This is a genomic window from Tardiphaga sp. 841_E9_N1_2, from assembly GCF_051811065.1.
Classification (GTDB): Bacteria; Pseudomonadota; Alphaproteobacteria; order Rhizobiales; family Xanthobacteraceae; genus Tardiphaga; species Tardiphaga robiniae.
Window position 1 is genome coordinate 5,230,739 of record NZ_JBPWQC010000001.1, and the last position, 25,291, is coordinate 5,256,029.

Annotated in this window: 19 protein-coding genes; 17 read left to right on the top strand and 2 right to left on the bottom strand. The window is 62.3% G+C overall.

Annotated elements, in window-relative coordinates; translation table 11 throughout:
* Positions 1-54: 54 nt before the first annotated feature.
* On the bottom strand, positions 55-486 hold the full coding sequence (locus AB8A50_RS25080) for a nuclear transport factor 2 family protein (RefSeq protein ID WP_184513304.1): 432 nt from the start codon (positions 484-486) through the stop codon (positions 55-57).
* Between the two features lie 268 nt (positions 487-754).
* Between AB8A50_RS25080 and AB8A50_RS25085 the strand changes: the two genes are divergently transcribed.
* Positions 755-1,990, top strand: coding sequence for an amidohydrolase family protein (locus AB8A50_RS25085; RefSeq protein WP_439079264.1), 1,236 nt, complete (start codon positions 755-757; stop codon positions 1,988-1,990).
* A 32-nt stretch (positions 1,991-2,022) separates the two neighbouring features.
* A complete protein-coding gene (locus tag AB8A50_RS25090; protein WP_439079265.1) occupies positions 2,023-3,207 on the top strand; it encodes an amidase in 1,185 nt (394 codons plus the stop codon).
* Between the two features lie 94 nt (positions 3,208-3,301).
* Here AB8A50_RS25090 and AB8A50_RS25095 read toward each other — a convergent pair whose 3' ends face one another.
* A complete protein-coding gene (locus AB8A50_RS25095; RefSeq protein ID WP_439079266.1) occupies positions 3,302-5,641 on the bottom strand; it encodes a Tex family protein in 2,340 nt (779 codons plus the stop codon).
* 239 nt (positions 5,642-5,880) lie between these two features.
* Between AB8A50_RS25095 and AB8A50_RS25100 the strand changes: the two genes are divergently transcribed.
* From AB8A50_RS25100 to AB8A50_RS25170, 15 genes are all read left to right on the top strand, one after another.
* On the top strand, positions 5,881-7,134 hold the full coding sequence (locus AB8A50_RS25100; protein ID WP_439079267.1) for an Hsp70 family protein: 1,254 nt from the start codon (positions 5,881-5,883) through the stop codon (positions 7,132-7,134).
* 94 nt (positions 7,135-7,228) lie between these two features.
* Positions 7,229-7,810: a TetR family transcriptional regulator C-terminal domain-containing protein gene (locus AB8A50_RS25105; RefSeq protein ID WP_439079268.1), complete on the top strand. Its 582-nt coding sequence runs from the start codon at positions 7,229-7,231 to the stop codon at positions 7,808-7,810.
* 115 nt (positions 7,811-7,925) lie between these two features.
* On the top strand, positions 7,926-9,272 hold the full coding sequence (locus AB8A50_RS25110; protein WP_439079269.1) for an MFS transporter: 1,347 nt from the start codon (positions 7,926-7,928) through the stop codon (positions 9,270-9,272).
* Between the two features lie 113 nt (positions 9,273-9,385).
* A complete protein-coding gene (locus AB8A50_RS25115; RefSeq protein WP_439079271.1) occupies positions 9,386-10,492 on the top strand; it encodes an efflux RND transporter periplasmic adaptor subunit in 1,107 nt (368 codons plus the stop codon).
* Between the two features lie 27 nt (positions 10,493-10,519).
* Positions 10,520-13,660: an efflux RND transporter permease subunit gene (locus AB8A50_RS25120; RefSeq protein WP_439079272.1), complete on the top strand. Its 3,141-nt coding sequence runs from the start codon at positions 10,520-10,522 to the stop codon at positions 13,658-13,660.
* A gap of 19 nt (positions 13,661-13,679) precedes the next feature.
* Positions 13,680-14,279: a TetR/AcrR family transcriptional regulator gene (locus AB8A50_RS25125; protein ID WP_089262602.1), complete on the top strand. Its 600-nt coding sequence runs from the start codon at positions 13,680-13,682 to the stop codon at positions 14,277-14,279.
* Between the two features lie 36 nt (positions 14,280-14,315).
* A complete protein-coding gene (locus AB8A50_RS25130) occupies positions 14,316-14,939 on the top strand; it encodes a flavin reductase family protein (RefSeq protein WP_439062100.1) in 624 nt (207 codons plus the stop codon).
* 230 nt (positions 14,940-15,169) lie between these two features.
* Entirely contained in the window at positions 15,170-17,446 is a 2,277-nt protein-coding gene (locus tag AB8A50_RS25135) for an acyl-CoA dehydrogenase (RefSeq protein ID WP_439079273.1), read from the top strand.
* A gap of 13 nt (positions 17,447-17,459) precedes the next feature.
* Positions 17,460-18,743, top strand: a complete 1,284-nt coding sequence (locus AB8A50_RS25140; protein ID WP_439079274.1) for an acetyl-CoA C-acetyltransferase — start codon at positions 17,460-17,462, stop codon at positions 18,741-18,743.
* 7 nt (positions 18,744-18,750) lie between these two features.
* The gene (locus AB8A50_RS25145; protein WP_439079275.1) at positions 18,751-20,847 is read left to right on the top strand and encodes a 3-hydroxyacyl-CoA dehydrogenase NAD-binding domain-containing protein; all 2,097 of its coding nucleotides are present in this window, start codon (positions 18,751-18,753) and stop codon (positions 20,845-20,847) included.
* A 27-nt stretch (positions 20,848-20,874) separates the two neighbouring features.
* Entirely contained in the window at positions 20,875-21,306 is a 432-nt protein-coding gene (locus tag AB8A50_RS25150; RefSeq protein WP_120288335.1) for an acyl-CoA thioesterase, read from the top strand.
* 86 nt (positions 21,307-21,392) lie between these two features.
* On the top strand, positions 21,393-21,587 hold the full coding sequence (locus AB8A50_RS25155; RefSeq protein WP_093759633.1) for a hypothetical protein: 195 nt from the start codon (positions 21,393-21,395) through the stop codon (positions 21,585-21,587).
* A 115-nt stretch (positions 21,588-21,702) separates the two neighbouring features.
* The gene (locus AB8A50_RS25160) at positions 21,703-22,521 is read left to right on the top strand and encodes a DeoR/GlpR family DNA-binding transcription regulator (RefSeq protein ID WP_231078170.1); all 819 of its coding nucleotides are present in this window, start codon (positions 21,703-21,705) and stop codon (positions 22,519-22,521) included.
* A 139-nt stretch (positions 22,522-22,660) separates the two neighbouring features.
* The gene (gene glpD, locus AB8A50_RS25165; protein WP_439079276.1) at positions 22,661-24,205 is read left to right on the top strand and encodes a glycerol-3-phosphate dehydrogenase; all 1,545 of its coding nucleotides are present in this window, start codon (positions 22,661-22,663) and stop codon (positions 24,203-24,205) included.
* Complete coding sequence (locus AB8A50_RS25170; RefSeq protein WP_439079277.1) at positions 24,202-25,290, top strand: ABC transporter ATP-binding protein; 1,089 nt, start codon at positions 24,202-24,204, stop codon at positions 25,288-25,290. The genes glpD and AB8A50_RS25170 overlap by 4 nt, the downstream gene beginning before the upstream one ends.
* The last annotated feature ends 1 nt before the right edge of the window (position 25,291 follow it).

Below are 25,291 nucleotides of genomic sequence, written 5' to 3' on the forward strand. Positions count from 1 at the left end.
GGCAACAAGGGCTCCTCGTCATTGCGGGGAGCTCTTGCAGTGAGACGAAGCTGACTACGCTTCGATATCCATGCGCACGAGAATGCGTTCGGCGCTGTCGTTCCAGACATCCATCCTCACGATCTTGCCGTCCCGCACCACGAAGCGATCGACATAGCGATTGCCGTCGAACGGCGTGCCGTCATGCCATTCGCCGAAGAGCGTTCCGGTATTGTAGACGATGGTCTCGCCATTCCCCGGCGATACGTCGGTGCGCTCCATCTTCTTCTTCACCCATTTGTAGCGCATCGCGTTGAACGCGGTGGCATCGCGCGGATGCTTGAACTTGCGGCCGCCGGTGAAGGTGATCGCGACGTCGGCCGACATGAAGGTGCCGGCGGTTTCCGGGTCCGGCACCATGGAGGCCACGAGAAACCGCTCGACGAGGTCGGCAGCCTGGGCGGTTTCATCGGTGACGGGCGCAAGCGCGGTGGGGGATTGCGACATCGGGTTTCTCCTGCGGGCAGATGCTGGCGCCATCATAGCAAAACCGATGCCAGAATTGCATTCGGTAGATGCATCAGATCGTATACAATTCTTGTGTGGCGCGCCTCATTATTGGGCGTTCCTTGAAGCAAGATTTGAAGATATTGTCTTATTTTCAGATAGTTAGTCAGAGGTTAAATCGCATGCGCCTTGGCACATGCCTTGCTTGCCCGCGCATATGCTTTCGCTACGTCCCGATCGGTGGCGTGGCCTCTTCAGGAGTCCTCCCATGACCTTCGATCTCATCCTGCGCAACGCGCGCATTGCCGACCGGCCTGATGGCCCGGTGGATATCGGCATTCGCGGCGGGCGGTTCGAGGCCATCGAGATCGGCCTGCCGCGCGGCGTGGCGCCGGATCAGGATGTCGGCGGCCGGCTGCTCGTGCCTGGCTTTGTGGAGACGCATATTCATCTCGACAAATCCTGCCTCCTGGGCCGCTGCAATTGCGCGAAGGGTACGCTCGCGGAGGTGATCAGCGAAGTCTCGCGGGCCAAACGCGACTTCACCGAAGAGGACGTCTATGCACGCGCATCGCAGACGCTGGAGAAAGCGATCAAGCACGGCACCAACCGCATGCGCACGCATGTGGAGGTCGATCCGCGTATCGGGTTGACCAGTTTTCGCGCGCTGAAGAAGTTGAAGCAGGATTACGCCTGGGCGATCGATCTGCAGTTGTGTGTGTTTCCGCAGGAGGGATTGCTCGACGATCCCGGTTGCGAGGAGGTCCTGCTGCAAGCGATGCGAGAGGGCGCCGATCTGGTCGGCGGTGTGCCTTACATCGACAAGGATTCGAATGGCCAGATCGCCAGGATTTTTGGTATCGCGCAGGAGTTTGGCGTCGATATCGATTTCCACCTCGATTTCGATCTCGATCCAACGCGGTCGGACTACGAAGAGGTCTGCCGCATGACCGAGGCGACCGGCTGGGGCGGCCGCGTGGCCATCGGTCATGCCACGAAACTGTCGGCGATGCCGCTAGCGGATTTCGAGGCGGCCGCGAAACGGCTCGCCGATGCCGGCGTCGCGGTCACGGTGTTGCCGGCGACCGACCTGTTCCTCACTGGCCGCGATTACGATAACAATGTGCCGCGCGGCGTCACCTCGGCGCACAAGCTCCGTGCGCTCGGCGTCAACGCCAATATCTCCACCAACAACGTGCTGAATCCGTTCACGCCGTTCGGCGATGTCTCGCTGATCCGCATGATCAATCTCTATGCCAATGTGATGCAGGTCGGCGCCATGGACGACCTTGCCGGATGTCTCGACCTCGTGACGTCCGCACCGGCGACGCTGCTCAACCTGAAGCACTACGGCATTGCCGTCGGCAATCCCGCCGATCTCGTGGTGCTCGATTGCGAGACCAAGGCAGAGGCGGTATGCGAGATCGCGCAGCCGCTGTTCGGTTTCAAGAACGGCATCAGGACCTTCATCAGGCCGGCTGCGAGTCTGCTCAAGCCCCACTGAAGCGGGCGTCCTTTTGTCGTACGGAGACTTCGATGCCGATCAATGACACGCTCAACGCCTTTGTGGATCATGGCCACATCGAAGTGCAGACCACGACAGAGGGGCCTCTCGCGGGTCTCACCTTTGCGCTGAAGGATTTCTTCGATCTCGCCAATGTGCCGACCGGCGCCGGCAGCCCGGAATGGCTAGCGACACATCCGGTGCCAACAAAGTCGACGCCGATCGTGGATCGCTTGTTGAATGCCGGTGCGAAGCTCGTCGGCAAGACGCATACGGATGAACTGGCCTGGAGCCTGAATGGCGAGAACGCGCATTACGGCACGCCGATTAATCCGGCTGCGCCCGGCCGCATTCCCGGTGGCTCGTCCAGTGGTTCCGCTGCAGCGACCGCCGGTGCGCTGGTCGATTTCGCCATCGGCTCCGACACCGGTGGTTCGGTGCGTTTGCCCGCCAGCTATTGCGGTGTCTACGGCGTTCGCACCACGCATGGTCGCATTCCGCTCGATGGCGCGGTGCCGCTGGCGCCGAGCTACGACACTGTCGGCTGGTTCGCGCGCACGCCCGAATTGATGGTCGAGGTCGGCAAGGTGTTGCTCGACAAGGCGCGTGCCCCGCGCCGGGTGAAGAAGGTTCTGATCGCAAGCGACCTGTTTGGCGCCGTCGATGAAAAGGTTCGCAACCTGCTGCAGCCGTCGGTCGATCGCATCAAGTCGCTGGTTGGCGCGAGCGAGGAGGTGGATGTCGCAAGCGGTGAACTCAACGCTTGGCGCAACACCTTCCGTGTAGCCCAGTCGGAAGAAGCCTGGGCCGCGCAGGGCGAATGGATCAAGGCGACCCAGCCGAAGCTCGGCCCCGGCGTGAAGGAACGCTTCGCGGCTGCGGCGGTACTCGATCCCGCCGAGATTGCGGCCGCGCACGCCATGCGCATGGCGATCGTTGAACGTATGCTGTCGCTGCTGCCGACCGATACGGTGTTGCTGCTGCCGACCGCGCCGGGCATTGCGCCGCTGCGCAACACACCGGATGCGACGCTCGACGTGTTCCGCGCCCGCGCGATCGAACTGCTGTGCGTGTCCGGCCATGCCGGCACGCCGCAGGTCTCACTGCCTGTCGCCAGGCTCGACGATTGCCCGATCGGGTTGTCGATCATGGGCGCGCGTGATTGCGACGAGGATATTTTGCAGTTGGCGGTGGAGTTGGGGAAGGCGCAGGCCTAACAGCCGTCATTGCGAGGAGCATTTGCGACGAAGCAATCCAGACTTCGCTTTTGGCTTCTGGATTGCTTCGCTTCGCTCGCAATGACGGGGAGAGTTACTTCGCCTTCCCCGCGCCCTTCTCGGCCGCACGGCGCAATGCTTCCGCAAATGCACCACCGCCGCTCTCCTGCTTGGCAGGCGCACGCGACGTCATCTGGCGCTCGTTGAAGCGCGGGCCGCGATCGGCTTGGGGACGGTCGGCCTTGGCGCCGACAGGATCGTCCATGCGTAGCGTCAGAGCGATGCGCTTGCGGGCGACTTCGACTTCCAGCACCTTCACCTTGACGATGTCGCCTGACTTCACGACCTCGCGCGGATCCTTGATGAAGGTCTTGGACATCGCGGAGATATGCACCAGACCATCCTGATGCACGCCGATATCGACGAAGGCGCCGAAGGCAGCGACGTTGGTCACAGTGCCTTCGAGCACCATGCCGGGCTTGAGATCGCTGAGCTTCTCGACTCCTTCCATGAACACTGCAGCCTTGAAGGCGGGGCGGGGGTCGCGACCGGGCTTTTCGAGTTCTTTCAGAATGTCGGTGACCGTCGGCAGGCCGAAGGTGTCGTCCACGAAGGTCTTGGGCTGCACCTTGCGCAGGATCTCGGCATTGCCGATCAGCGCCTTGATGTCGCTCTTGGTAGCTTCGAGAATCTTGCGCACCAGTGGATAGGCTTCCGGATGCACGCCGGATTTATCAAGCGGATCCTCGCCGTCATTGATGCGCAGGAAGCCGGCGCATTGTTCGAACGCCTTCGGGCCAAGCCGCGGCACTTCCTTGAGCGCCTTGCGTGACTTGAACGGGCCGTTGGCATCGCGGTGCTGCACGATGCTCTGTGCCAATCCAGTTCCGATGCCCGACACGCGCGCCAGCAGGGGCGCCGATGCGGTATTCACGTCGACGCCGACGCCGTTCACGCAGTCTTCCACGACGGCATCGAGCGACCGCGCCAGTTTGCTCTCGCCGAGGTCGTGCTGATACTGGCCGACGCCGATTGCCTTGGGATCAATCTTCACCAGTTCGGCCAGCGGATCCTGCAGCCGGCGCGCGATCGACACGGCGCCGCGCAGCGTGACGTCGAGTTCGGGCAATTCTTCGGAGGCAAAGGCCGAGGCCGAATAGACCGAGGCGCCGGCTTCCGACACCACGATCTTCGACATCTTCAAATCCGGCAGCAGCTTGACCAGCTCCATCGCCAGCTTGTCGGTCTCGCGCGAGGCGGTGCCGTTGCCGATGGCGATCAGGTCGACCTTGTGCTGGACGGCGAGCTTGCCGAGGATCGCCAGCGACGCATCCCACTGGCGCTGCGGCTCATGCGGATAAATCGTGGTCGTTGCGACGACCTTGCCTGTGGCGTCGATGATCGCGGTCTTCACACCCGAACGGAAACCGGGATCGAGGCCCATGGTGACGCGTGCGCCGGCAGGCGCTGCGAGCAGCAGGTCGCGCAGGTTCGACGCGAACACGCGGACTCCTTCTTCTTCCGCCGCAGTCCACAGCCGCATGCGCAGGTCGATGTTGAGATGCACCTGGATCTTGGTGCGCCAGGCCCAGCGCGTGGTTTCGGTCAGCCACTTGTCACCGGGGCGACCCTGATCGGAGACGCCGAAGCGGTTCATGATCTTCAGCTCATAGGAGCTGGGTGTGGTTGTCGGAGCAGGCGTCGCCGGTACCGGCTCGGGCTGCATCGCGAGATCGAGGATCTCTTCCTTCTCGCCGCGGAACAGCGCCAGAATTCTGTGCGACGGCAGCTTGTGCAGCGGCTCACTGAAGTCGAAATAGTCCTTGAACTTCTCGCCCTCGGTCTTCTTGCCGGTGCGCACGGTCGAGGCCATCAGTCCATTCGACCACATCTGCTCGCGCAGCGCGCCGATCAGATCGGCATCTTCGGCGAAGCGCTCGACAAGAATGGCGCGCGCGCCGTCGAGCGCAGCGGCGACATCGGCGACGTTCTTCTCGGCATTAACGAAAGCTTCGGCAACTTTCTTTGGATCGTTCTGCGGCTCGGTGAGCAGCAGTTCCGACAGCGGCTCGAGGCCGGCTTCCTTGGCGATCTCGGCCTTCGTGCGGCGCTTCGGTTTGAACGGCAGATAGATGTCTTCGAGACGGCCCTTGGTGTCGGCGGTCATGATCGCCGTTTCGAGCGCGGCATCGAGCTTGCCCTGTTCGCGCACCGATTCCAGAATCACCAGGCGGCGTTCTTCGAGTTCGCGCAGATAGGTCAGGCGTTCTTCCAGCGTGCGCAGTTGTGCGTCATCGAGACCGCCGGTGATTTCCTTGCGGTAACGCGCCACGAACGGCACCGTCGCGCCGCCGTTGAGCAGTTCTACCGTTGCCGCGACCTGCTGTTCGCGCACGCCAAGTTCGTCTGCGATCTTCTGATTGATGTTTGCCACGCGTAGAGATTCCTTCGAAATTCCGTGGCGGGTCATACCGCCGTCGCAAAACGCTTATGGACCGATGCCGCACGATTCATCAACCCCGGCGGATGCAGTCGATTGTTCTGTGGATCGCGTTGTTTTGCTTCGAAAATTGCAGTGTTCGATGCGCTTCATGACAGTGCGGCTGTGCAAAAATATAATGCTAGATCGCGGCCTGCGAACTGTGTAGACGGACGTTCCTTTCGGGAGCGGCAATGTCGGTTTGTGGTCTGGATTTTGGGACGTCGAACACGACGCTAGGCACGGTCATCAATGATGTTCCGGTGCTGGCGGCGCTCGAAGACTATCATGTCACAATTCCGAGTGCGATCTTTTACAAGGCCGATACCGGCGCCTTCATCGGCCGCAAGGCGATCGAGGCCTATGTCGAGGGCGCGCCTGGCCGCCTGATGCGCAGCCTTAAATCCGTGCTTGGCACGTCGCTGATCGACGAGACGACGCGCGTCGGCCGCGAACGCGTCAGCTTCCGCAATGTCATCGCCTATTGTCTCGGTGCGGTGAAGCGGCGTGCGGAACAGGCCACAGGGCTTGAACTCCGCCAGGTCGTCCATGGCCGTCCCGTCCATTTCGTCGACGACAATCCGGCGGGCGATGCCAAGGCCGAAGCTACGCTGCGCGCCATAGCGAAAGACGTCGGCTTCGAGGACGTCACGTTCCAGTTCGAGCCGATTGCCGCGGCGCTGGATTACGAGCGCCAGATCAATTCGGAGGAGATCGCGCTGATCGCCGATATCGGCGGCGGCACCTCGGATTTCTCCATCGTGCGCCTTTCGCCCGAGCGGCACCGTCATGCCGATCGCAAGGACGACATTCTCGCCAATGACGGCGTGCGCATCGGCGGTACCGATTTCGACAGACATCTCAGCCTCGGCGTGATCATGCCGCTGCTCGGCTATCGCTCGGCGATGAAGCGCGCGGGGCTCGATGTGCCGTCAGGCTATTTCCACGATCTGGCGACCTGGTCGAGCATCAACCGGATGTACGATTCCAAGGTCATGAATGAGGTGAAACAGGTGCGCTATGAGGCACAGCAGCCGGAGCTGCTGGATCGCTTGGTGCGCGTACTGGACGAGCAGCGCGGCCACACACTGGCCATGGAAGTCGAGGGCGCCAAGATTGGCCTGTCCGACAAGCCGAAATCGAGCATCGCGCTGGACTGGATCGAGCCGGGTTTGGCCGCTGGCGTCGCCCGCAAGGAACTCGTCAGCCACACCCAGTTGCTCGCCGATCGGATCACCGCGCGGATCAAGATCTGCCTGAACCAGGCCGGATTGAAGCCCGAAGCGATCGATGCGGTGTTCCTGACCGGCGGTTCGGTGCAGCTCGCCCATGTCCGCAAGGCGATCACGGCGGCGCTGCCGGCCGCCCGCGCTATCGATGGCGACACGTTCGGGGCCGTCGGCAAGGGTTTGACTGTCGAGGCGGCCCGCCGCTACGGGCACGGCTAGACCCAAAGGCCAGGGCAGTAAAAGGGGGCTGAACGCCTTGTGGTTATGCGCGGCGGTCGCTTGATCCGGCGCCCGGCACAGCCATATTAAGTCCATGGCGAAGCTCTCGAATCGCGACAGGATTCTCACCGCAGGCCTCGCGGTCGTGCATGCGCGCGGCTATGCGGGGGCCAGTGTTCGCGACATCGTGCATGCCGCGGGCGTGCCGCAGGGCACCTTCACCAACCACTTTACCTCCAAGGAAGAATTCGGCCTCGAGATCATCGATCTCTATTTCGCGAAGGGTCGCGAACTGATGGCGCAGACGCTGCGCAATGAAGGCCTGTCGCCGCTGGCACGGCTGCGCGCCTATATCGATGCCAATGTGACCCGGCTGACCGAAGACCAGATGTGCAATGGCTGCCTGTTCGGCAACTTCACGGCCGAAGCCAGCGACCACAGCGACCTCATTCGCGACCGGCTGCTGACGATCTTCGCCGATGTTCAGCAGAGTATTGCCGAATGCCTGACCTCCGCGGTGAAAGCCGGCGAGCTGCCGGCCGACTTCAAATGCGCGGAGGTTGCGGGTTTCATCGTCTCCTCGCTGCAGGGTGCCAACCTGCTGTCGAAAGCCGAACGCAGCCCGGCACCGATTGAGCGCTTCGCGCAGGTGCTGTTCACGCAGGTGCTGCGCTGAGCTGATTGCTGCTCTGCACAGACATTGCCGCTCCCCGGGTCTTTCGCTAAACCGTGCGACATGACAGCGCGGCCCGCAGAGGCCGTCGCCGACAACAAGCGACCGGGAGTGAACCATGAGCCAGACCGCCGTCGGCGCGCGCGCCACGCGCAGCGCGAAATCCGACATCGAAACCTCGACCATCCGCGCCATTTCCTGGCGGCTGATCCCGTTTCTGGTGCTGGCTTATTTCCTGGCCTATCTCGACCGCGTCAATCTTGGCTTCGCCGCGCTCACCATGAATGCCGAGCTGAATTTCTCGCCCACCGTTTTTGCGTGGGGCGCCGGCATCTTCTTCATCGGCTATTTCATTTTTGAAGTTCCCAGCAATATCGCGCTGGAGAAATTCGGCGCCAGCCGCTGGATCGCGCGCATTATGGTGAGCTGGGGCATCATCTCAGCGCTGATGGCGATCGTCAGTGGCCCGTGGAGCTTCTACACGCTGCGCTTTCTGCTCGGTGTCGCCGAGGCCGGCTTCTTCCCCGGCATTATCCTCTATCTCACTTACTGGTTTCCGGCCGAATATCGCGCGCGTTTCCTCGCCGCCTTCGCGATCGCGGTGCCCGTATCCACGGTGATTGGCGCGCCGATCTCCGGCATGCTGCTGGGGTTCGACGGTGTCATGGGCCTGAAGGGCTGGCAGTGGTTGTTCATCATCGAAGGGATTCCTTCGGTCATTCTCGGCGTCGTCACCTGGTTCTACCTCACCGACAAGCCTGAAAAGGCCGAATGGCTGACGCCTGACCAGAAGATGTGGCTCTCCGACAAGCTCGAAGGCGAGCGTCTCGCCAAGGAGAGCGCCCATGGCATGACGCTGGGGCAGGCGCTGTCGTCGCCGAAGGTGCTGATGCTGAGTGTGATCTATTTCGGCTTTGTCGGCGCGCTCTATGGCATGCAGTTCTGGCTGCCGCAGATCGTGAAGGCGTTCGGGTTCACCAACCTGCAGACCGGTTTCGTCACCGCGATCCCCTATCTGTTCGGCTCCATTGCCATGGTGCTGTGGGCTCAGCATTCCGACAAGACCCGCGAACGCGTCTGGCATGTCGGCCTGCCGCTGCTGCTGACCGCCGTGGCGCTCGCGCTGTCCGGCATCTCCACCAATCCGACCCTGACCATGGTCGCGCTGACGGTCGCTGCGATCGGCGTGTTCTGCACCTTCGCACTGTTCTGGACGCTGCCGACGGCGTGGCTGAGCGGCACGGCGGCGGCCGGCGCCATCGCGCTGATCAATTCGATCGGCAATCTCGCCGGCTTCGGCGGTCCCTATCTGATCGGCTGGGTCAAGGAGCTGACCGGCAGCACCTCGACCGGGCTTCTGGTCCTGGCGGCCATGCCGCTGGTGGCCGGAATCCTTGTGCTGGTCGGCAATCACGGGACAGAAACGGAGTTCGCAGCTACCGGCAAACCGGCGCGGGTGAAATAAGGCCGGGATGGGGTGCGGCAATCTGCCGAAATTGTGACCACTGACGAATATTGACATTCGTCAGTGGTCACGCCTAAGTTCCCTTCGAACATTCATTCGAAGGACGCCTCGCGATGCCCGGCCACACCAAAGTCAGCGCTTTCCGCAAGCCATTCGCCGCTGCGCTCCTGCTGATCCCGGCCCTTGCTCTGGCCGGCTGCGGCAAGAAGACCGAGGCGGAAGCCAAGCCAACCCGCCCCGTGCTGGTCGCGACCGTGCATTACGAGCCGGAATCGCCGCAGCGCAGTTTCGTCGGCACCATCCGCCCGCGGATCGAGACCGATATGGGCTTCCGGGTGACCGGCAAGGTCGCCAAGCGCCTCGTGGAGGTCGGCCAGAACGTCGAGATCGGCCAGCCGCTGGCTACGCTCGACGAGGTCGATCTGAAGCTGCAGGCCGAGCAGGCCGTCGCCGAACTCAACGCATCCACGGGCGTGCTGGCCAATGCCACTGCAGCCGAGGGCCGCGCCACCGAATTGCGCGCCAAGGGCTGGTCCACCCAGGCACAGCTCGATCAGGCCAAAGCCACGGGCGACGAAGCCCGGGCGCGTCTCAATCGCGCCGAACGCTCGGTCGAACTTACCAAGAACAGCCTCTCTTATGCGACGCTGATCGCCGACACCCGCGGCGTTGTCACCGCGACGCTGATCGATGCCGGTCAGGTCGTCGCCGCAGGGCAAGCCGCGATCCGCGTCGCGCGTTTCGGCGAGAAGGAGGCGGTGGTTTCCATTCCGGAAACGCTGGTTGGCCGCGCCAAGGAAGGCAAAGCCAGCGTGACGCTGTGGTCCGAGCCCGGCAAGCAATATGCCGCCAAGCTGCGTGAACTGGCGCCCAATGCCGACACCGCGACGCGCACTTATCTCGCCAAGTTCTCGCTGCCCGAGGCCGACGACAAGGTGTCGCTCGGCATGACGGCGACGCTGACGCTCTCCGATCCCGCCACCGAACGCGTTGCGCGCGTGCCGCTCTCGGCGCTGTTCAGTCAGGGCAACAACCCTTCGCTCTACGTCGTGAGCGCATCGGGCGACGTCGCGCTGCAGCCGGTCAAGGTGAAGTCCTATGAGAGCAACGACGTCATCATCTCAGGTGGCGTCGATGAAGGTGCCAAGATCGTGACGCTGGGCGTGCAGAAGCTCGACCCGGCGCTGAAGGTTCACGTCGTCTCCGCATTGTCGTTTTAAGACGCTCGCATTCAAAGGACGAAGCCGATGCATCGCTTCAACCTCTCCGCCTGGGCCGTCGCTCATCCGGCACTGATTTTGTTTCTGATCATCGCGCTCGGTGTCGGCGGCTTCTTCTCTTACGAGAAGCTCGGCCGTGCCGAAGATCCATCTTTCACGGTGAAGGTCGTTAACGTCACGGCGATCTGGCCGGGGGCGACCGCCAAGGAAATGCAGGAGCAGGTTGCAGATCCCATCGAGAAGAAGATGCAGGAACTGCCTTACTTCGAAAAGGTGCAGACCTATTCGAAGCCGAACTTCACGGCGCTGCAGGTCACGTTCAGGGATAACGCGCCCGCCAAGGAAGTACCGTTCCTGTTCTATCTGTTGCGCAAGAAGCTCGCCGACGTGCAGGGCAGCCTGCCCGCCAATCTGATCGGGCCGACAGTCAATGACGAGTTCAGCGACGTCGATTCCATTCTCTACATGATGACCGGCGACGGCGCCGACTTCAAACAGTTGAAGGTGGTCGCCGAAGGCCTGCGCCAGCGCCTGTTGAAGGTGAAAGGCGTCACCAAGGTCAATCTCTACGGTACGCAGGACGAGCGCATTTTCGTCGAATTTTCCCACGCCAAGCTGGCGACGCTCGGCATCACGCCGCAGACGCTGTTCGACTCGCTGGCCAAGCAGAACGCGATCCAGCCGGCGGGCACGGTGGAAACCTCGTCGCAGCGCGTGCCGCTGCGCGTCACCGGTGCACTTGATGGCGTGAAGACCGTCGCGGAGACGCCGGTCGAGAGCAACGGGCGCACGTTCCGCCTCGGCGATATCGCGACGGTCAGCCATGGCTTCGTCGATCCGCCGGATTTCAAGGTCCGGCAGAAGGGCCAATACGCACTCGGCATCGGCGTGGTGACGGCGAACGGCGCCAACATTCTTGAACTCGGCAAGGACGTCGAAAAGGCCAAGAACGAGTTCATGGTCGCTGTCCCGCAGGGCGTCAATGTCGAGCAGATCGCCGATCAGCCGCTGGTGGTCGAACACGCCGTTGGCGAATTTACGCACTCATTCATCGAGGCGTTGGGCATCGTGCTGTTCGTCAGCTTCCTGGCACTAGGCTGGCGCACCGGCATTGTGGTGGCGCTCTCGGTGCCGCTGGTGCTCGGTATCGTCTTCATGGTCATGAATGCGATGGGCATGGACCTGCATCGCATCACGCTAGGTGCGTTGATTATCGCGCTCGGCCTACTGGTCGATGACGCCATTATCGCAGTCGAGATGATGGTGGTGAAGATGGAGCAGGGCTGGGACCGCGTGCGCGCGGCCTCCTTCGCCTGGGAGTCCACGGCATTCCCGATGCTCACCGGTACGCTGATTACAGCGGTCGGCTTCCTGCCGATCGGCTTTGCGAATTCCGCAGTGGGCGAATATGCCGGCGGCATTTTCTGGGTTGTGGCGATATCGCTGATCGCCTCGTGGTTCGTCGCGGTGATCTTCACGCCCTATATCGGCGTCAAGCTGCTGCCGAACTTTGCTGCCCACGGAAAGGCCAATCACGATCCGCATGCGGTCTATGAGACGCGCATCTATCGCGGCTTGCGCAGCGTCGTGCAGTGGTGCGTCACGCACCGCATCAAGGTGGTGGCTGCCACCGTCGGTATCTTCATCGCTGCCATCGTCGGTTTCGGCCATGTCCAGCAGCAGTTCTTCCCGTTGTCGGAACGTCCCGAACTATTCCTGCAGCTGCGCCTGCCAGAAGGCACGGCCTTTGGCGTTACCGAAAAGGCGGTCAAGGACGCCGAGAAGCTGCTCAAGGACGACAAGGACATCGCCACCTATACGGCCTATGTCGGCCGCGGCTCGCCGCGCTTCTGGCTCGGCCTCAATCCGCAGCTCCCGAATGAGGCCTTCGCCGAGATCGTGATCGTGTCCAAGGATGTCGAGGCACGCGAGCGCATCAAGTCCAAGATCGAGAAGGCCGTCGCCGATGGCCAGCTGCCGGAAGCACGCGTGCGCGTCGATCGCTTCAATTTCGGTCCGCCGGTCGGTTTCCCCGTCCAGTTTCGCGTCATCGGGCCGGATACCGCGACCGTGCGGGATATAGCCTACAGGGTGCGCGAAGTAATGCGCGCCAACAAGAATATGGTCGATCCGCAGCTCGACTGGAACGAACAGACGCCTTCCCTCAGGCTGGTGGTCGACCAGGATCGCGCCCGTGCGCTCGGCCTGACGCCGCAGGAACTGTCACAATCCCTGGCGATGCTGATCTCCGGCGCGTCGGTCACGAACGTGCGTGACGGTATCGAGAAAGTGGGTGTCGTTGCCCGGGCCGTGCCGTCGGAACGCCTCGATCTCGGCCGTGTGGGCGATCTCACCATCATCTCGCGCAACGGCGTTCCGGTGCCGCTGTCGCAGGTGGCGAAGATCGAATACGCCCATGAGGAGCCGATCCTCTGGCGCCGTAACCGCGACATGGCGATCACCGTGCGCGGCGACGTCGTCGATGGCGTGCAGCCCCCGGATGTCACCAACCAGATCTGGCCGCAGTTGCAGCAGATCCGCGACAGCCTGCAGCCGGCCTATCGCATTGAGATCGGCGGCGCGGTGGAAGAATCCAGCAAGGGCAATGCCTCGATCGCCGTGCTGTTTCCGCTGATGATGATCATCATGCTGACGCTGCTGATGGTGCAGTTGCAGAGCTTCTCGCGCCTGATCCTGGTGTTCCTGACGGCGCCGCTCGGCATCGTCGGCGCCTCGTTGGCGCTGAACGTCGCCAACAAGCCGTTCGGCTTCGTGGCACTGCTCGGCCTGATCGCGCTGGCGGGTATGATCATGCGCAACGCCGTTATTCTGGTGGATCAGATCGAAACCGACGTGCGGCACGGCCTGACCCGCCGCGAAGCCATCGTCGAGGCGACCGTGCGCCGTGCGCGTCCGGTCATCCTGACGGCGCTGGCGGCCATTTTGGCGATGATCCCGCTGTCGCGCTCGGCCTTCTGGGGGCCGATGGCGGTCACCATCATGGGTGGATTGTTTGTGGCGACGTTCTTGACGTTGTTGTATCTCCCGGGTCTCTATGCGCTATGGTTTCGCAAGAGCCTGGATGAACGCGGATCGGGTGAGGATGTGGATCATCACGCACCGCACCATCACGACAAGCAACAGGCCTTTCCGCTTGCTGCCGAATAACTGAAGACTGCACTCCGAGATGACTCTGATTTCTGATCACGTCGAAGCCGATATGCGGGGCCGCATCGTTGTGGTCGCGGAAAAGCTGTTTCGTGAAATCGGCTACCAGAAGACCACCGTGGCTGATATCGCCAAGGTGCTCCGGATGAGCCCGGCGAACGTCTATCGCTTCTTCGATTCGAAGAAGTCGATCATCTCGGCCGTGGCGCAGCGGTTGATGGGGGAAGTTGAAGAGGCCGCTGGAGCGATTGCTGAAAATCCGCAGCCGGCCGCCGCGCGGCTCCGCGAACTGCTGACGTCGATCCATGAGATGAATGCCGAACGCTATGTCGGCGATGCCAAGCTGCATGAGATGGTCGCCATCGCCATGGAAGAGAGTTGGGATGTCTGCACTGCTCATATGGAGCGCATCACCGTTACCATCGGCGGTGTCATCGCGGACGGTGCTGCCAAGGGGGAGTTTCAGGCTCCGGACGTCGAATTGGCAGCCATGTGCGCCTGCACCGCCATGATGCGCTTCTTTCACCCGCAGATGATCGCGCAATGTGCGACGAAACCTGGCCCGACCCTGGACCAGATGATCGACTTCGTTCTTGCCGGGTTGGCCCCGCGGGGCTAGACGATCTCTCTGACGTCAATTCAGGGGATCTTCCGCGTGACCGCATTCGATCTGCATTCTTACGAGCCCGTCAACGGCCACGGCCTCAAGCACGATCCCTTCAATGCCATCATCGGTCCGCGTCCGATCGGGTGGGTCTCCTCCCGGGATGCCAATGGCCACGTTAATCTGGCGCCATACAGCTTCTTCAACGCCTTCAACTACACGCCGCCGCTGATCGGCTTTTCCAGCATCGGGATCAAGGACTCCGCCCGCAACATGCAGGCGACGAAGGAATTCGTCTGGAATTTGGCCACCATGGATCTGGCCAAGCAGATGAACGCCACGGCGGCGCATGTCGGCCCGGAAGTCGATGAATTCGAGATCGCCGGCCTGACGCCGGTGCCGAGCAAGCTGGTGAACGTACCTCGTGTCGGCGAGAGCCGGGTCGCTTTCGAGTGCAAGGTGACTCAGATCATCGAACTCAAGGGCGCGAACGGCGCTTCGGCCAACGCCTTCCTCACCATGGGGGAAGTCGTCGCCGTGCATATCGACAAGACCCTGATCGTGGATGGCGTGTACCAGACCGCATTGGCTGGCCCGATCCTGCGCGCCGGCCGCCGCGGCGACTATTTCCACATCAAGCAGGACGCCATGTTCGAGATGAACCGGCCGGACTGAGGCCGGCTATTCTTCCGGCATTTCGGTCGCGCGACCACTGGTCACGCGGCGGGAAATCGCCTTTCGGGAACCGTTGCGGTATCCTGTCGTTAATGATGGCTCGATGCTGTCAAATTTCGCTTGAATATCAATGCGAAAGCTAAGGTGACACCGTCCCGCTAAGAGCGTCTGCCTTTGGGCGCCCGCGGTCCGCCCGGACTGCTGGTCGTCTCGATCGAGAGGAAGTCTCCATGAGCTCGTCCAGTCTGCGCCGCGACCATCTCACCAAGCCGATCTTTGGCTGGGCCAAGGGCGTGCTGCCGAAGATGTCGGACACCGAGCGCGAGGCGCTGGAAGCCGGCGACGTCTGGTGGGATGCGGATCTGTTCACCGGCAATCCGGACTGGGCCAAGCTGCTCGCCGTCAAGCCGGCCAGACTGACGGATGAAGAACAGGCCTTCATGACCGGGCCGGTGGATCGCCTCTGCGAGATGATCGACGACTGGAAGATCAATTGGGAATTGCGCGATCTGCCGCCGGACGTCTGGGAGTTCATCAAGCGCGAAAAGTTCTTCGGCATGATCATTCCGAAGGAATTCGGAGGTCTCGGCTTCTCGCCTTATGCGCATTCGGAAGTGGTGCGCAAGATTTCGTCGCGGTCGGTGGTCGCCGCCGTCACCGTGATGGTACCCAACTCGCTCGGTCCCGGCGAACTGCTGATGAAGTTCGGCACCGACGCGCAGCGCCAGCGCTGGCTGCCGCGCCTTGCCGATGGACGCGACATTCCCTGTTTCGGCCTCACCAGCCCGGAAGCGGGCTCGGACGCGGCCTCGATGATCGACAGCGGCATCATCTGCAAGGGCACGTTCGAAGGCCAGGAGGTTCTGGGCCTGCGCCTCAACTGGCACAAGCGCTACATCACGCTCGGCCCGGTCGCGACGCTGATCGGTCTCGCCTTCAAGGCCTATGACCCCGATCACCTCGTGGGCTCACAGGATGAGCTTGGCATCACGGTTGCGCTGATCCCGCATGATCTTCCGGGCGTCGAGATCGGCCAGCGCCATCTACCGTCGATGCAGGTGTTCCAGAACGGCCCGAACTGGGGCCGCGACGTTTTCATCCCGCTCGACTACATCATCGGCGGTCAGGAGCGGCTTGGTCAGGGTTGGAAGATGCTGATGTCGGCGCTCGCCGCCGGCCGTGGCATCTCATTGCCGTCCCTGTCTGCGGCCGGTGCTGCCTATGCCGCGCGCACCACTGGTGCCTATGCCCGCATCCGCGAACAGTTCAACATTTCGATCAGCAAGTTCGAAGGCATCGAGGAGCCGCTCGCCCGCATCGCCGGCACGGCCTATCTGCTCGATGCCGCGCGACGCCTGACCTCGGCGGCGCTCAACCTGGGCCATCATCCCGCCGTTATCTCCGGCATCATGAAGCTGCATGCCACCGAGCGTATGCGCCTGGCCATCGACGATGCCATGGACATCCATGGCGGCAAGGCTGTGATCGACGGACCGCAGAATTATATGGGCAATCTCTATCGCGCGGTGCCGGTCGGCATCACGGTGGAAGGTGCCAACATCCTGACGCGCAATCTCATCGTGTTCGGGCAGGGTGCCATCCGCGCGCATCCTTATTTGTTGCAGGAAATGAATGCGCTCGGCGATCCCGACAAGGCGAAGGGCTTAGAGGCCTTCGACACCGCGTTCTGGAAACATATCGGCCATAGCGTTACCACGCTGTTCCGCGCCTGGGGCCGCTGCTGGACCGGTGGCGTATTCGCGCCTGCGCCGGATGCCGGCGATGCCACACAGTTCTATCGCCAGCTTTCGCGTTATTCCTCGGCCTTCGCATTGTGCGCCGACATGGCGTTGCTGACGCTGGGCGGCGCGTTGAAGCGCAAGGAAATGCTGTCAGCGCGGTTCGGCGATATCCTCTCCGAGCTTTATCTGCTCTCGGCTGCGCTGAAGCGCTGGGAGGACGAAGGCCGCCAGCAGGACGATTTGCCGGCGCTTGAATGGTGTATGGCGTCCGGCTTCAAGACCATCGAGAACCGCTTTGCGGAGATTCTGGCCAACCTGCCGAACCGCTTTGTCGCCGGCATCCTCAAATTCATCGTGCAGCCATATGGTGCATGGGTGCTCGGGCCTTCGGATCGCGTGGTGCATCGCTGCGCGCAGATGATCCTGGAGCCGTCGGCGACGCGCGATCGCCTGACGCCGGATCTGTCGCATGTGGATGATGACCGCGGTCTCGCGCGGCTTGAGAAGGCGTTCAAACTGGTGACATCGAGTGACGATATTGCCAAGCGCATCCGCACCGCAAAGCTCAAGAACTGGAAGGATGCAGTGGCACAGGGCGTCATCACTCAGGCGGAAGGCGAGAAGCTCGCCGCTGCGCAGGAAGCCGTCAAGCTGGTGATCGAGGTCGATCACTTCGCGCCGGAAGAGCTGTCGCCCGGTTATAAGAAGTCCGATAACGTGCACCAGTTCTTCCAGGAACTTGGTGAGCAGCGGGCAGCAAGCTGATGGCAAGACTTTCATGACAAGACCAGTCTATATCGTCGACGGCAGCCGCACGCCGTTCCTGAAGGCGCGCAGCGGCCCCGGCCCATTCACCCCTGTCGACCTCGCCGTGCAATGCGGACGCCCGCTACTGGCGCGTCAGCCATTTGCACCCGATGCCTTCGATCAGGTGATCCTCGGCTGCGTCAATGTCATTGCCGATGAGATGAATCCCGCGCGCGTCGCAGCGCTTCGGCTCGGTATGGGCGAGGCGATGGTAGCCTTCACCGTGCAGATCAATTGCGGCTCCGGCATGCAGTCGATCGACACCGGCTATCGCTACATCCGCGAAGGCAATGCCGATCTGATCCTCGCTGGCGGCGCCGAAGCGCTCAGCCATGCGCCGCTGGTCTGGCCGCAGAACGGCGTGCGCTGGTTCGCCGGCCTCGCGATGGCCAAGGGTGCGCTCGGCAAGGTGGCGGCGATCGCCAAGGCCCGGCCGGCTTATTTCAAGCCGATCATCGGCCTTGAGCGCGGTCTCACCGATCCGATCACCGACCTCAATATGGGCCAGACCGCCGAGAAGGTCGGGCATCTGTTCGGCATCACGCGTGCGCAGGCCGATGCCTATGCCGTCGAAAGCCACAAGCGCCTTGCGCATGCGCAGGAACAGGGCTGGCTGAAGGGTGAGGTCGAAACCGCCTTCGATCGCAAGGGCAATTTCTACGACCACGATGACGGCGTCCGCGCGGATTCGTCGATCGATAAGCTCGCGACACTGAAGCCGGTATTCGAACGTCCGTGGGGGCAGGTCACCGCCGGCAATTCTTCGCAGATCACCGATGGCGCATCATGGACGATTCTTGCGTCCGAAGAAGCGGTGGCGAAACATGGTCTCACGCCGAAGGCTGTGATCGTCGACAGCCAGTGGTCTGCACTCGATCCGTCGATCATGGGGCTCGGTCCGGTGTTGTCGTCGAACGATCTGTTGAAGCGCAACAACATGACGATTCAGGACATCGAGACCTGGGAGTTGAACGAAGCCTTCGCCACGCAGGTGCTCAGCTGTCTCGCCGCCTGGAAGGACGAGAAATTCTGCCGTGAGGTGCTCGGCCTCGATGGCGCCGCCGGCGAGATCGATCGTGCCAGGCTCAATGTCGATGGTGGTGCGATCAGCCTCGGCCATCCCGTTGGCACGTCTGGCAACCGTATTGTGCTGCATCTCGTCAATGCGATGAAGCGGCTTGGCACCAAGCGGGGTATCGCTACCGAATGTATCGGCGGCGGCCTCGGTGGCGCGATGTTGATCGAGACGGTGTGAGGGCGTCATGGACAGCAAGATCATGGACGTTCTTGGGGATCGCGTGCTCGAACTCGGGCCGGCTCCCGACACATCTGGCGCTTATCGCCACTTCAAGCTGACGCGCGATGCCGATGGCATCGCGTGGCTGTTGTTTGACCGCGCCGATGCGAGCGCCAATACGCTGTCAGCTGTGGTGCTGGAAGAATTCGATCAGGTGCTGAACGCGCTGGAAGCTCAGCGCCCGACGGGCATCGTGGTTCGTTCGGCCAAAACGTCCGGCTTCATTGCCGGCGCCGACGTCAATGAATTTCGCGGCGCCAGCGACCCATTGGAAGTGGAAACGCAGATCAGCCGCGCTCACGCGGTGATCGATCGCTTCGAGGCGCTGAAGATCCCGACGGTGGCCGTCATTCACGGTTTCTGCCTGGGCGGAGGCTTCGAAGTGGCATTGGCTTGCCAGATGCGCATCGCCATCGATGGTGCGCGCTTCGGTTTTCCGGAAGTCATGCTCGGCCTGCATCCAGGTTTGGGCGGCACAGCGCGTTTCACGCATCTTGTCAATCCGATGCAGGCGATGCCGCTGATGCTGACCGGCAAGACCATCGACGCGCGCAAGGCGAAAGCGATCGGCCTTGTCGATGCGGTGACTGAGGAACGCCATGTCCGTAACGCCGTGCGCGATGCGGTGTTCGGCAAGCTCAAGCGCGCCAAGCCGAGTGCGTTGATCCCGATCATGAACTTCTCGCCGATGCGCGGGATTCTCGCATCGCGCATGGTCGCGGAGGCCAGCAAGGCTGCGCCGCGCGAACATTATCCCGCGCCCTATGCGCTGATCGAGCTCTGGGAGAAACATGGCGGCGACCGTGCGGCGATGCTCAATGCCGAGAAGGCGTCCTTCGCCCGGCTAATGGTGACGCCGGCGGCGCAGAACCTGATCCGCATCTTCTTCCTGCGCGAGCAGATGAAGAAGCTTGCCGGTGACGGCAACACCATCAAACATGTCCATGTCATCGGCGCCGGCGCCATGGGCGGCGACATCGCGGCGTGGTGCGCGCATCAGGACATACGTGTCACGCTCGCCGACATGAAACCTGAACCTATCGCGGGCGCCATCAAGCGCGCCGCCGATCTCTATAGCAAGATCATCCGCAAGCGCACCGATCAGCGTGATACGCTGGATCGCCTGATCCCCGATATGGACGGCGAGGGCGTACGCAATGCCGACCTCATCATCGAGGCGGTGTCGGAGAAGCTCGAACTGAAGCAGAAGGTCTATGCCGGCATTGAGCCGCGCATGAAGCCGGATGCGATCCTCGCCACCAATACATCGAGCATTCCCCTGCAGGATCTGCGCAGCACACTGGCGCGGCCGGAGCGGCTGCTGGGATTGCATTTCTTCAACCCGGTCTCGCGCCTGCAGCTGGTCGAGGTCGTCAGTCATGATGGCGTGGACCAGGACATGCTCAAGAAGGCCACGGCCTTCGTCGGCGCGATCGATCGTCTGCCGCTGCCGGTGAAGAGCTCGCCGGGCTTCCTCGTCAACCGCGCGCTGACGCCTTACATGCTCGAGGCGATGATGCTGATGGAGGAGAAGGTCGACAAGGAAACCATCGACGCCGCCGCCGAGCAATTCGGCATGCCGATGGGTCCGATCGAACTGGCCGATCAGGTCGGGCTCGATATCTGCCTGGCCGTCGGCGACATGCTGCGCTCGAAATTTGGTGACCTGCTGCCGCCGACGCCGGCCTGGCTGCGCGAGAAGGTCAACAAGGGCGAGCTCGGCAAGAAGACCGGCCGTGGCTTCTATACATGGCGCGACGGCAAGGCCGAGAAGAGCTCCAGCGCGGTCGCAACGGCCCGTCCGACGCAGGAGATGATCGATCGCCTGGTGCTGCCGATGTCCAATGTCTGCGTCGCCTGTCTGCGCGAAGGCATCGTCGACAATGCCGATGTGGTCGATGGCGCAATGATTTTCGGAACAGGTTACGCGCCATTCCGCGGCGGCCCGCTGAACTATGCGCGGACGCGTGGAACCGAGAATATCACCGCCACGCTGCGCACGCTAGCGGCCCGGTTCGGCGATCGCTTTGCGCCGGATGCCGGCTGGGAAACCTTTAAATGATGACTCAATTTGCGGCAGGCTTTGCTCATGACTGAATCAACGACGCAGCCAGTGACGGGGCTGGATGCGGAACCGACCGGCGATCTCACCATCCGCACGGTGGCGATGCCGGCGGATACCAATGCCAATGGCGATATCTTTGGCGGCTGGCTGCTCAGCCAGATGGATCTTGGCGGCGGCATCTTTGCCGCCAAGGTGGCGAAGACGCGCACGGTCACCGTCGCCATCGAGGCAATGACCTTCCGCAAGGCCGTTCATGTCGGTGACGTCGTGTCCGTGCATGCGGAACTGGTGCGGATGGGCCGCACGTCACTTACCGTGCATATCGAGGCCTGGGTGCTTCGCCGCAATGAAAACGCCCCGATCCTGGTGACCGACGGCAATTTCACCTTTGTGTCCATTGACGAGGTGGGGCGCCCGCAGGTGATCAAACGACCGGATGCGACGATCTCGACCTGAGCAATTCTAAACACCGGCGGGAACGAAATACCTCCTCTGCAGTTAGTGGCCCGGAATATGCATCGCCTATCGCGTAGGGGGCCGCCATGTCAGACACTTACATCATCGAAGTCTCATCGCAGGCTGCCGGCATCGTGGTTCGCGATCCCGGTGGGTACAGGTTCTTCGCCGCGTCTCACCGTTTCAACCCGATGGAAGGCCAACTGTTTCGCAATGCGCGCGAAGCTGAACGCGCTGCCTTTCAATTCGCGCAGGGTATCCAAGCAGCTGTGACGCCCTAGAGGGCGACTCTCTTACGACATCGCAGCGGCGACGCGCATGGCGCCTGCGCCGGTGATGCGTTGACCATTGCCGCTAACACCCGCACCATGGAACCGTTCGTTCCGAGGTGCCCTTGTGACTGCTGGCCTGACCCATCGCCAATCCGAAATCCTGAATCACGCGCGCGCCTTTGGCCGCGTGATGGTCGATGATCTGGTGCGCCGCTTCGAGGTGTCCGCACAGACCATCCGCAAGGATCTCAACGATCTCTGCGACCAGCGCCTGCTGACGCGTATCCACGGCGGCGCCATCGTCGCGTCGGGCGTGGAAAACCTCGCTTATGAAGCGCGGCGATTCGTGGCCGCCGAGGAAAAGAAGGCGATTGGTGTTGCTGCCGCGGCGCAGATTCCCAATGGCTCGTCGCTGTTCATCAATATCGGGACCACCACGGAAGAAGTCGCGAGCGCCCTGACCAATCACGAAAACCTGCTGGTCATCACCAACAATCTCAATGTGGCGATGATGCTTTATCGTCACCCGCATATCGAGGTAATTGTCGCCGGCGGTACCGTGCGTCGCTCGGATGGTGCGGTGATCGGCTCCACGGCGATCAAGCTGATCGGCCAATTCAAGGTCGATTACGCCATCATCGGTGCCTCCGCGATCGACGAGGAGGGCGCGCTGCTCGACTTCGACTATCGCGAGGTGCAGGCGGCGCAGGCGATCATCGCCAATGCCCGCAGTGTCATGCTGGTCTGCGATTCGACCAAGCTGCGGCGCTCGGCGGCCGTGCGCATCGCCCATATCAGCCAGATACAGACCTTCGTGACCGACGTCCCGCTGCCGCCCTCCTTGCAGGAGATCTGCCGGAGCCGGGGCGTTCAAGTGATCGCCGCCCTGCCGGGCTCCGCCGACGATGCGGACGACCTGGAACCCGAGCCGACCCCGCTTTAGAGCCTGTTCAGACCCCGAAAACGCCAGTTGCTTTCGTTTTAGGTTGTGGTTTAATCGAAAACGAAAGCCAAATCGCTGAAAGCGAAGATGGCGCGTCCGAAGGAAGGCGCCAGACAAGTGGCGCAGGAGGGGAGACGGGGTGGGTCAGATCTACGACCTCGCAATCATTGGTGGTGGTGTGAACGGCTGCGGCATCGCCCGCGACGCCGTCGGCCGCGGCAATTCCGTGTTCCTTTGCGAGATGAACGATCTGGCCAGCGGCACCTCGTCCTGGTCGACCAAGCTGATCCATGGCGGGTTGCGCTACCTCGAATATTACGATTTCAAACTGGTGCGCCACGCGTTGCTGGAACGCGAAGTTCTCTGGCAGATCGCGCCGCATATCATCCGCCCCTTGCGTTTCGTGCTGCCGCATCACGCCGGTCTGCGGCCCGCCTGGCTGCTGCGCTTGGGCTTGTTCCTCTACGACCATATCGGCGGCCGTAAACTTCTGCCCCCGACGCGCACACTCGATCTCACCCGCGACGAGACCGGCAAGCCGCTGGCGCCCGGCCGGTTCAAGCGTGGCTTTGAATATTCCGACTGCTCGGTAGATGATGCGCGCCTTGTCGTGCTCACCGCGCGTGATGCCGCCGATCGGGGCGCTGAGATCCGCACGCGCACGCGCGCAACCGAGATCAGGCAGGCCGACGGGATGTGGCAGGTCACGGTGCAGGATACGGCGACGGGCGACCGCTCGACCATCAGTGCGCGCACGCTGGTCAATGCCGGTGGTCCGTGGGTCGAGAATGTTCTGGCGGTCGGTGCCGGCGTCAATGCGAAGGCGAAAGTCCGCCTCGTGCAGGGCTCGCATATCGTGGTGCCGAAACTTTACAGCCACGACCGCGCCTACATCTTCCAGAATGCCGATGGTCGTATCGTATTTGCGATTCCCTATCAGGACGATTTCACCCTGATCGGTACCACCGATATCGATTATGACGGCGATCCCGCCGATGTGAAAATCTCTGCCGACGAGATCAATTATCTCTGCAAGTCGGTCAGCGAATATCTCGCCAGGCCCGTGCTGGCCGAAGACGTGGTGTGGACCTATTCCGGCGTGCGCCCGCTCTATGACGACGGCGCCAACGAGGCCAAGGCGGCGACGCGCGACTATGTGTTCGAGCTCGATCTGCCCGGCGGCCTGCCGCTGCTGTCGATTTATGGTGGCAAGATCACGACCTATCGTCGTCTCGCCGAAGAAGCCTTGCAGAAGCTTGCGCCGTATCTGAAGGGCACCAAGGCCAAGGAAGGCTGGACGGCCCATGCCACGCTGCCTGGCGGTGATTTCGATGTCTCTGCGGTCGATGCGCTGATCGCCGAATTGTTGCGCGACTATCCGTTCCTGACGCCGGCCCATGCCAACCGGCTGGCGCATGCCTATGGCACGCGCGCCGCGAAGATGCTGGGCACCGCGAAGTCGCCGGCCGATCTCGGTCAGGCCTTTGGGGCAACGCTGACCGAGCGCGAAGTGCGCTATCTCATGGCGCATGAATGGGCCGTCAGTGCCGAGGATATCGTGTGGCGCCGTTCCAAACTCGGTCTGCGCCTGTCGAAGGAAGAGATCGCGGCTCTCGATCAATGGCTGCAGGCTAATCGCGCGCAGCCCGCCAATCCGATGCGTGAAGCGGGAGCGCGATCATGAGCGTCGCACTGGATCACGTCTCGCAGATGGTTGATGGAGTCACGACGATCCGTGACGTCTCGCTGACGCTGGAAAGGGGCACGCTGAACGTGCTGCTCGGGCCAACGCTGGCCGGCAAGACCTCGATCATGCGGCTGCTGGCCGGGCTCGACAAGCCAACGCAAGGCCGCGTGTTGGTCGATAGCAAGGACGTCACCGGCGTCGATATCCGCAAGCGTTCGGTGGCAATGGTCTATCAGCAGTTCATCAATTACCCCTCGCTGTCGGTCTATGAGAATATCGCCTCGCCGCTGCGCGTGCAGGGCAAGCCGAAAGCCGAGATCGAAACCCGCGTGCACGAAGCTGCGGCCTTGCTCAAGCTTGAGCCCTATCTGAAGCGCACGCCGCTGCAGCTCTCCGGGGGCCAGCAGCAGCGCACGGCGATTGCCCGCGCGCTGGTCAAGGGTGCCGATCTCGTGCTGCTCGACGAGCCGCTCGCCAATCTCGACTACAAGCTGCGCGAGGAATTGCGCACCGAACTGCCGAAGATTTTCGAGGCCTCCGGTGCGATTTTCGTCTATGCGACGACGGAGCCCTCCGAAGCGCTTTTGTTGGGCGGCAGCACCGTGTGTTTGTGGGAAGGCCAGGTTTTGCAGGTCGGCCAGACTTCCAAAGTCTATGGCCATCCCGAGACTCTCAAGGCCGCCGAAGTGTTCTCCGATCCGCCACTTAACCTGGTGGTGATCGAGAAGAAGAACGGAAATGTGCACTATGCCGGTGGCGCGACAGCGCCCGCCAGCGGGCTCTACGCAAACCTCGCCGACGGCAGCTATCGCGTTGGCTTCCGCGCGCATCAGCTCGAAGTCGCCAGTGGTCTCGCCGGACGGCATGCGTTTCCGGCGGAAGTGACCGTGACCGAAATCACCGGGTCGGAAAGCTTCGTCCATCTGAAACGCGACGCATCGAACTGGGTTGCGGTGCTGCAGGGCGTGCATGAATTCCTGCCCGGCCACATGCTCGACGCCGTGCTCGATCCCGCCAATCTGTTCGTCTTCGATGGCCGCGACCGTCTGGTTGCCGCTCCCAACAGCACGCAGGGAGCGTAAC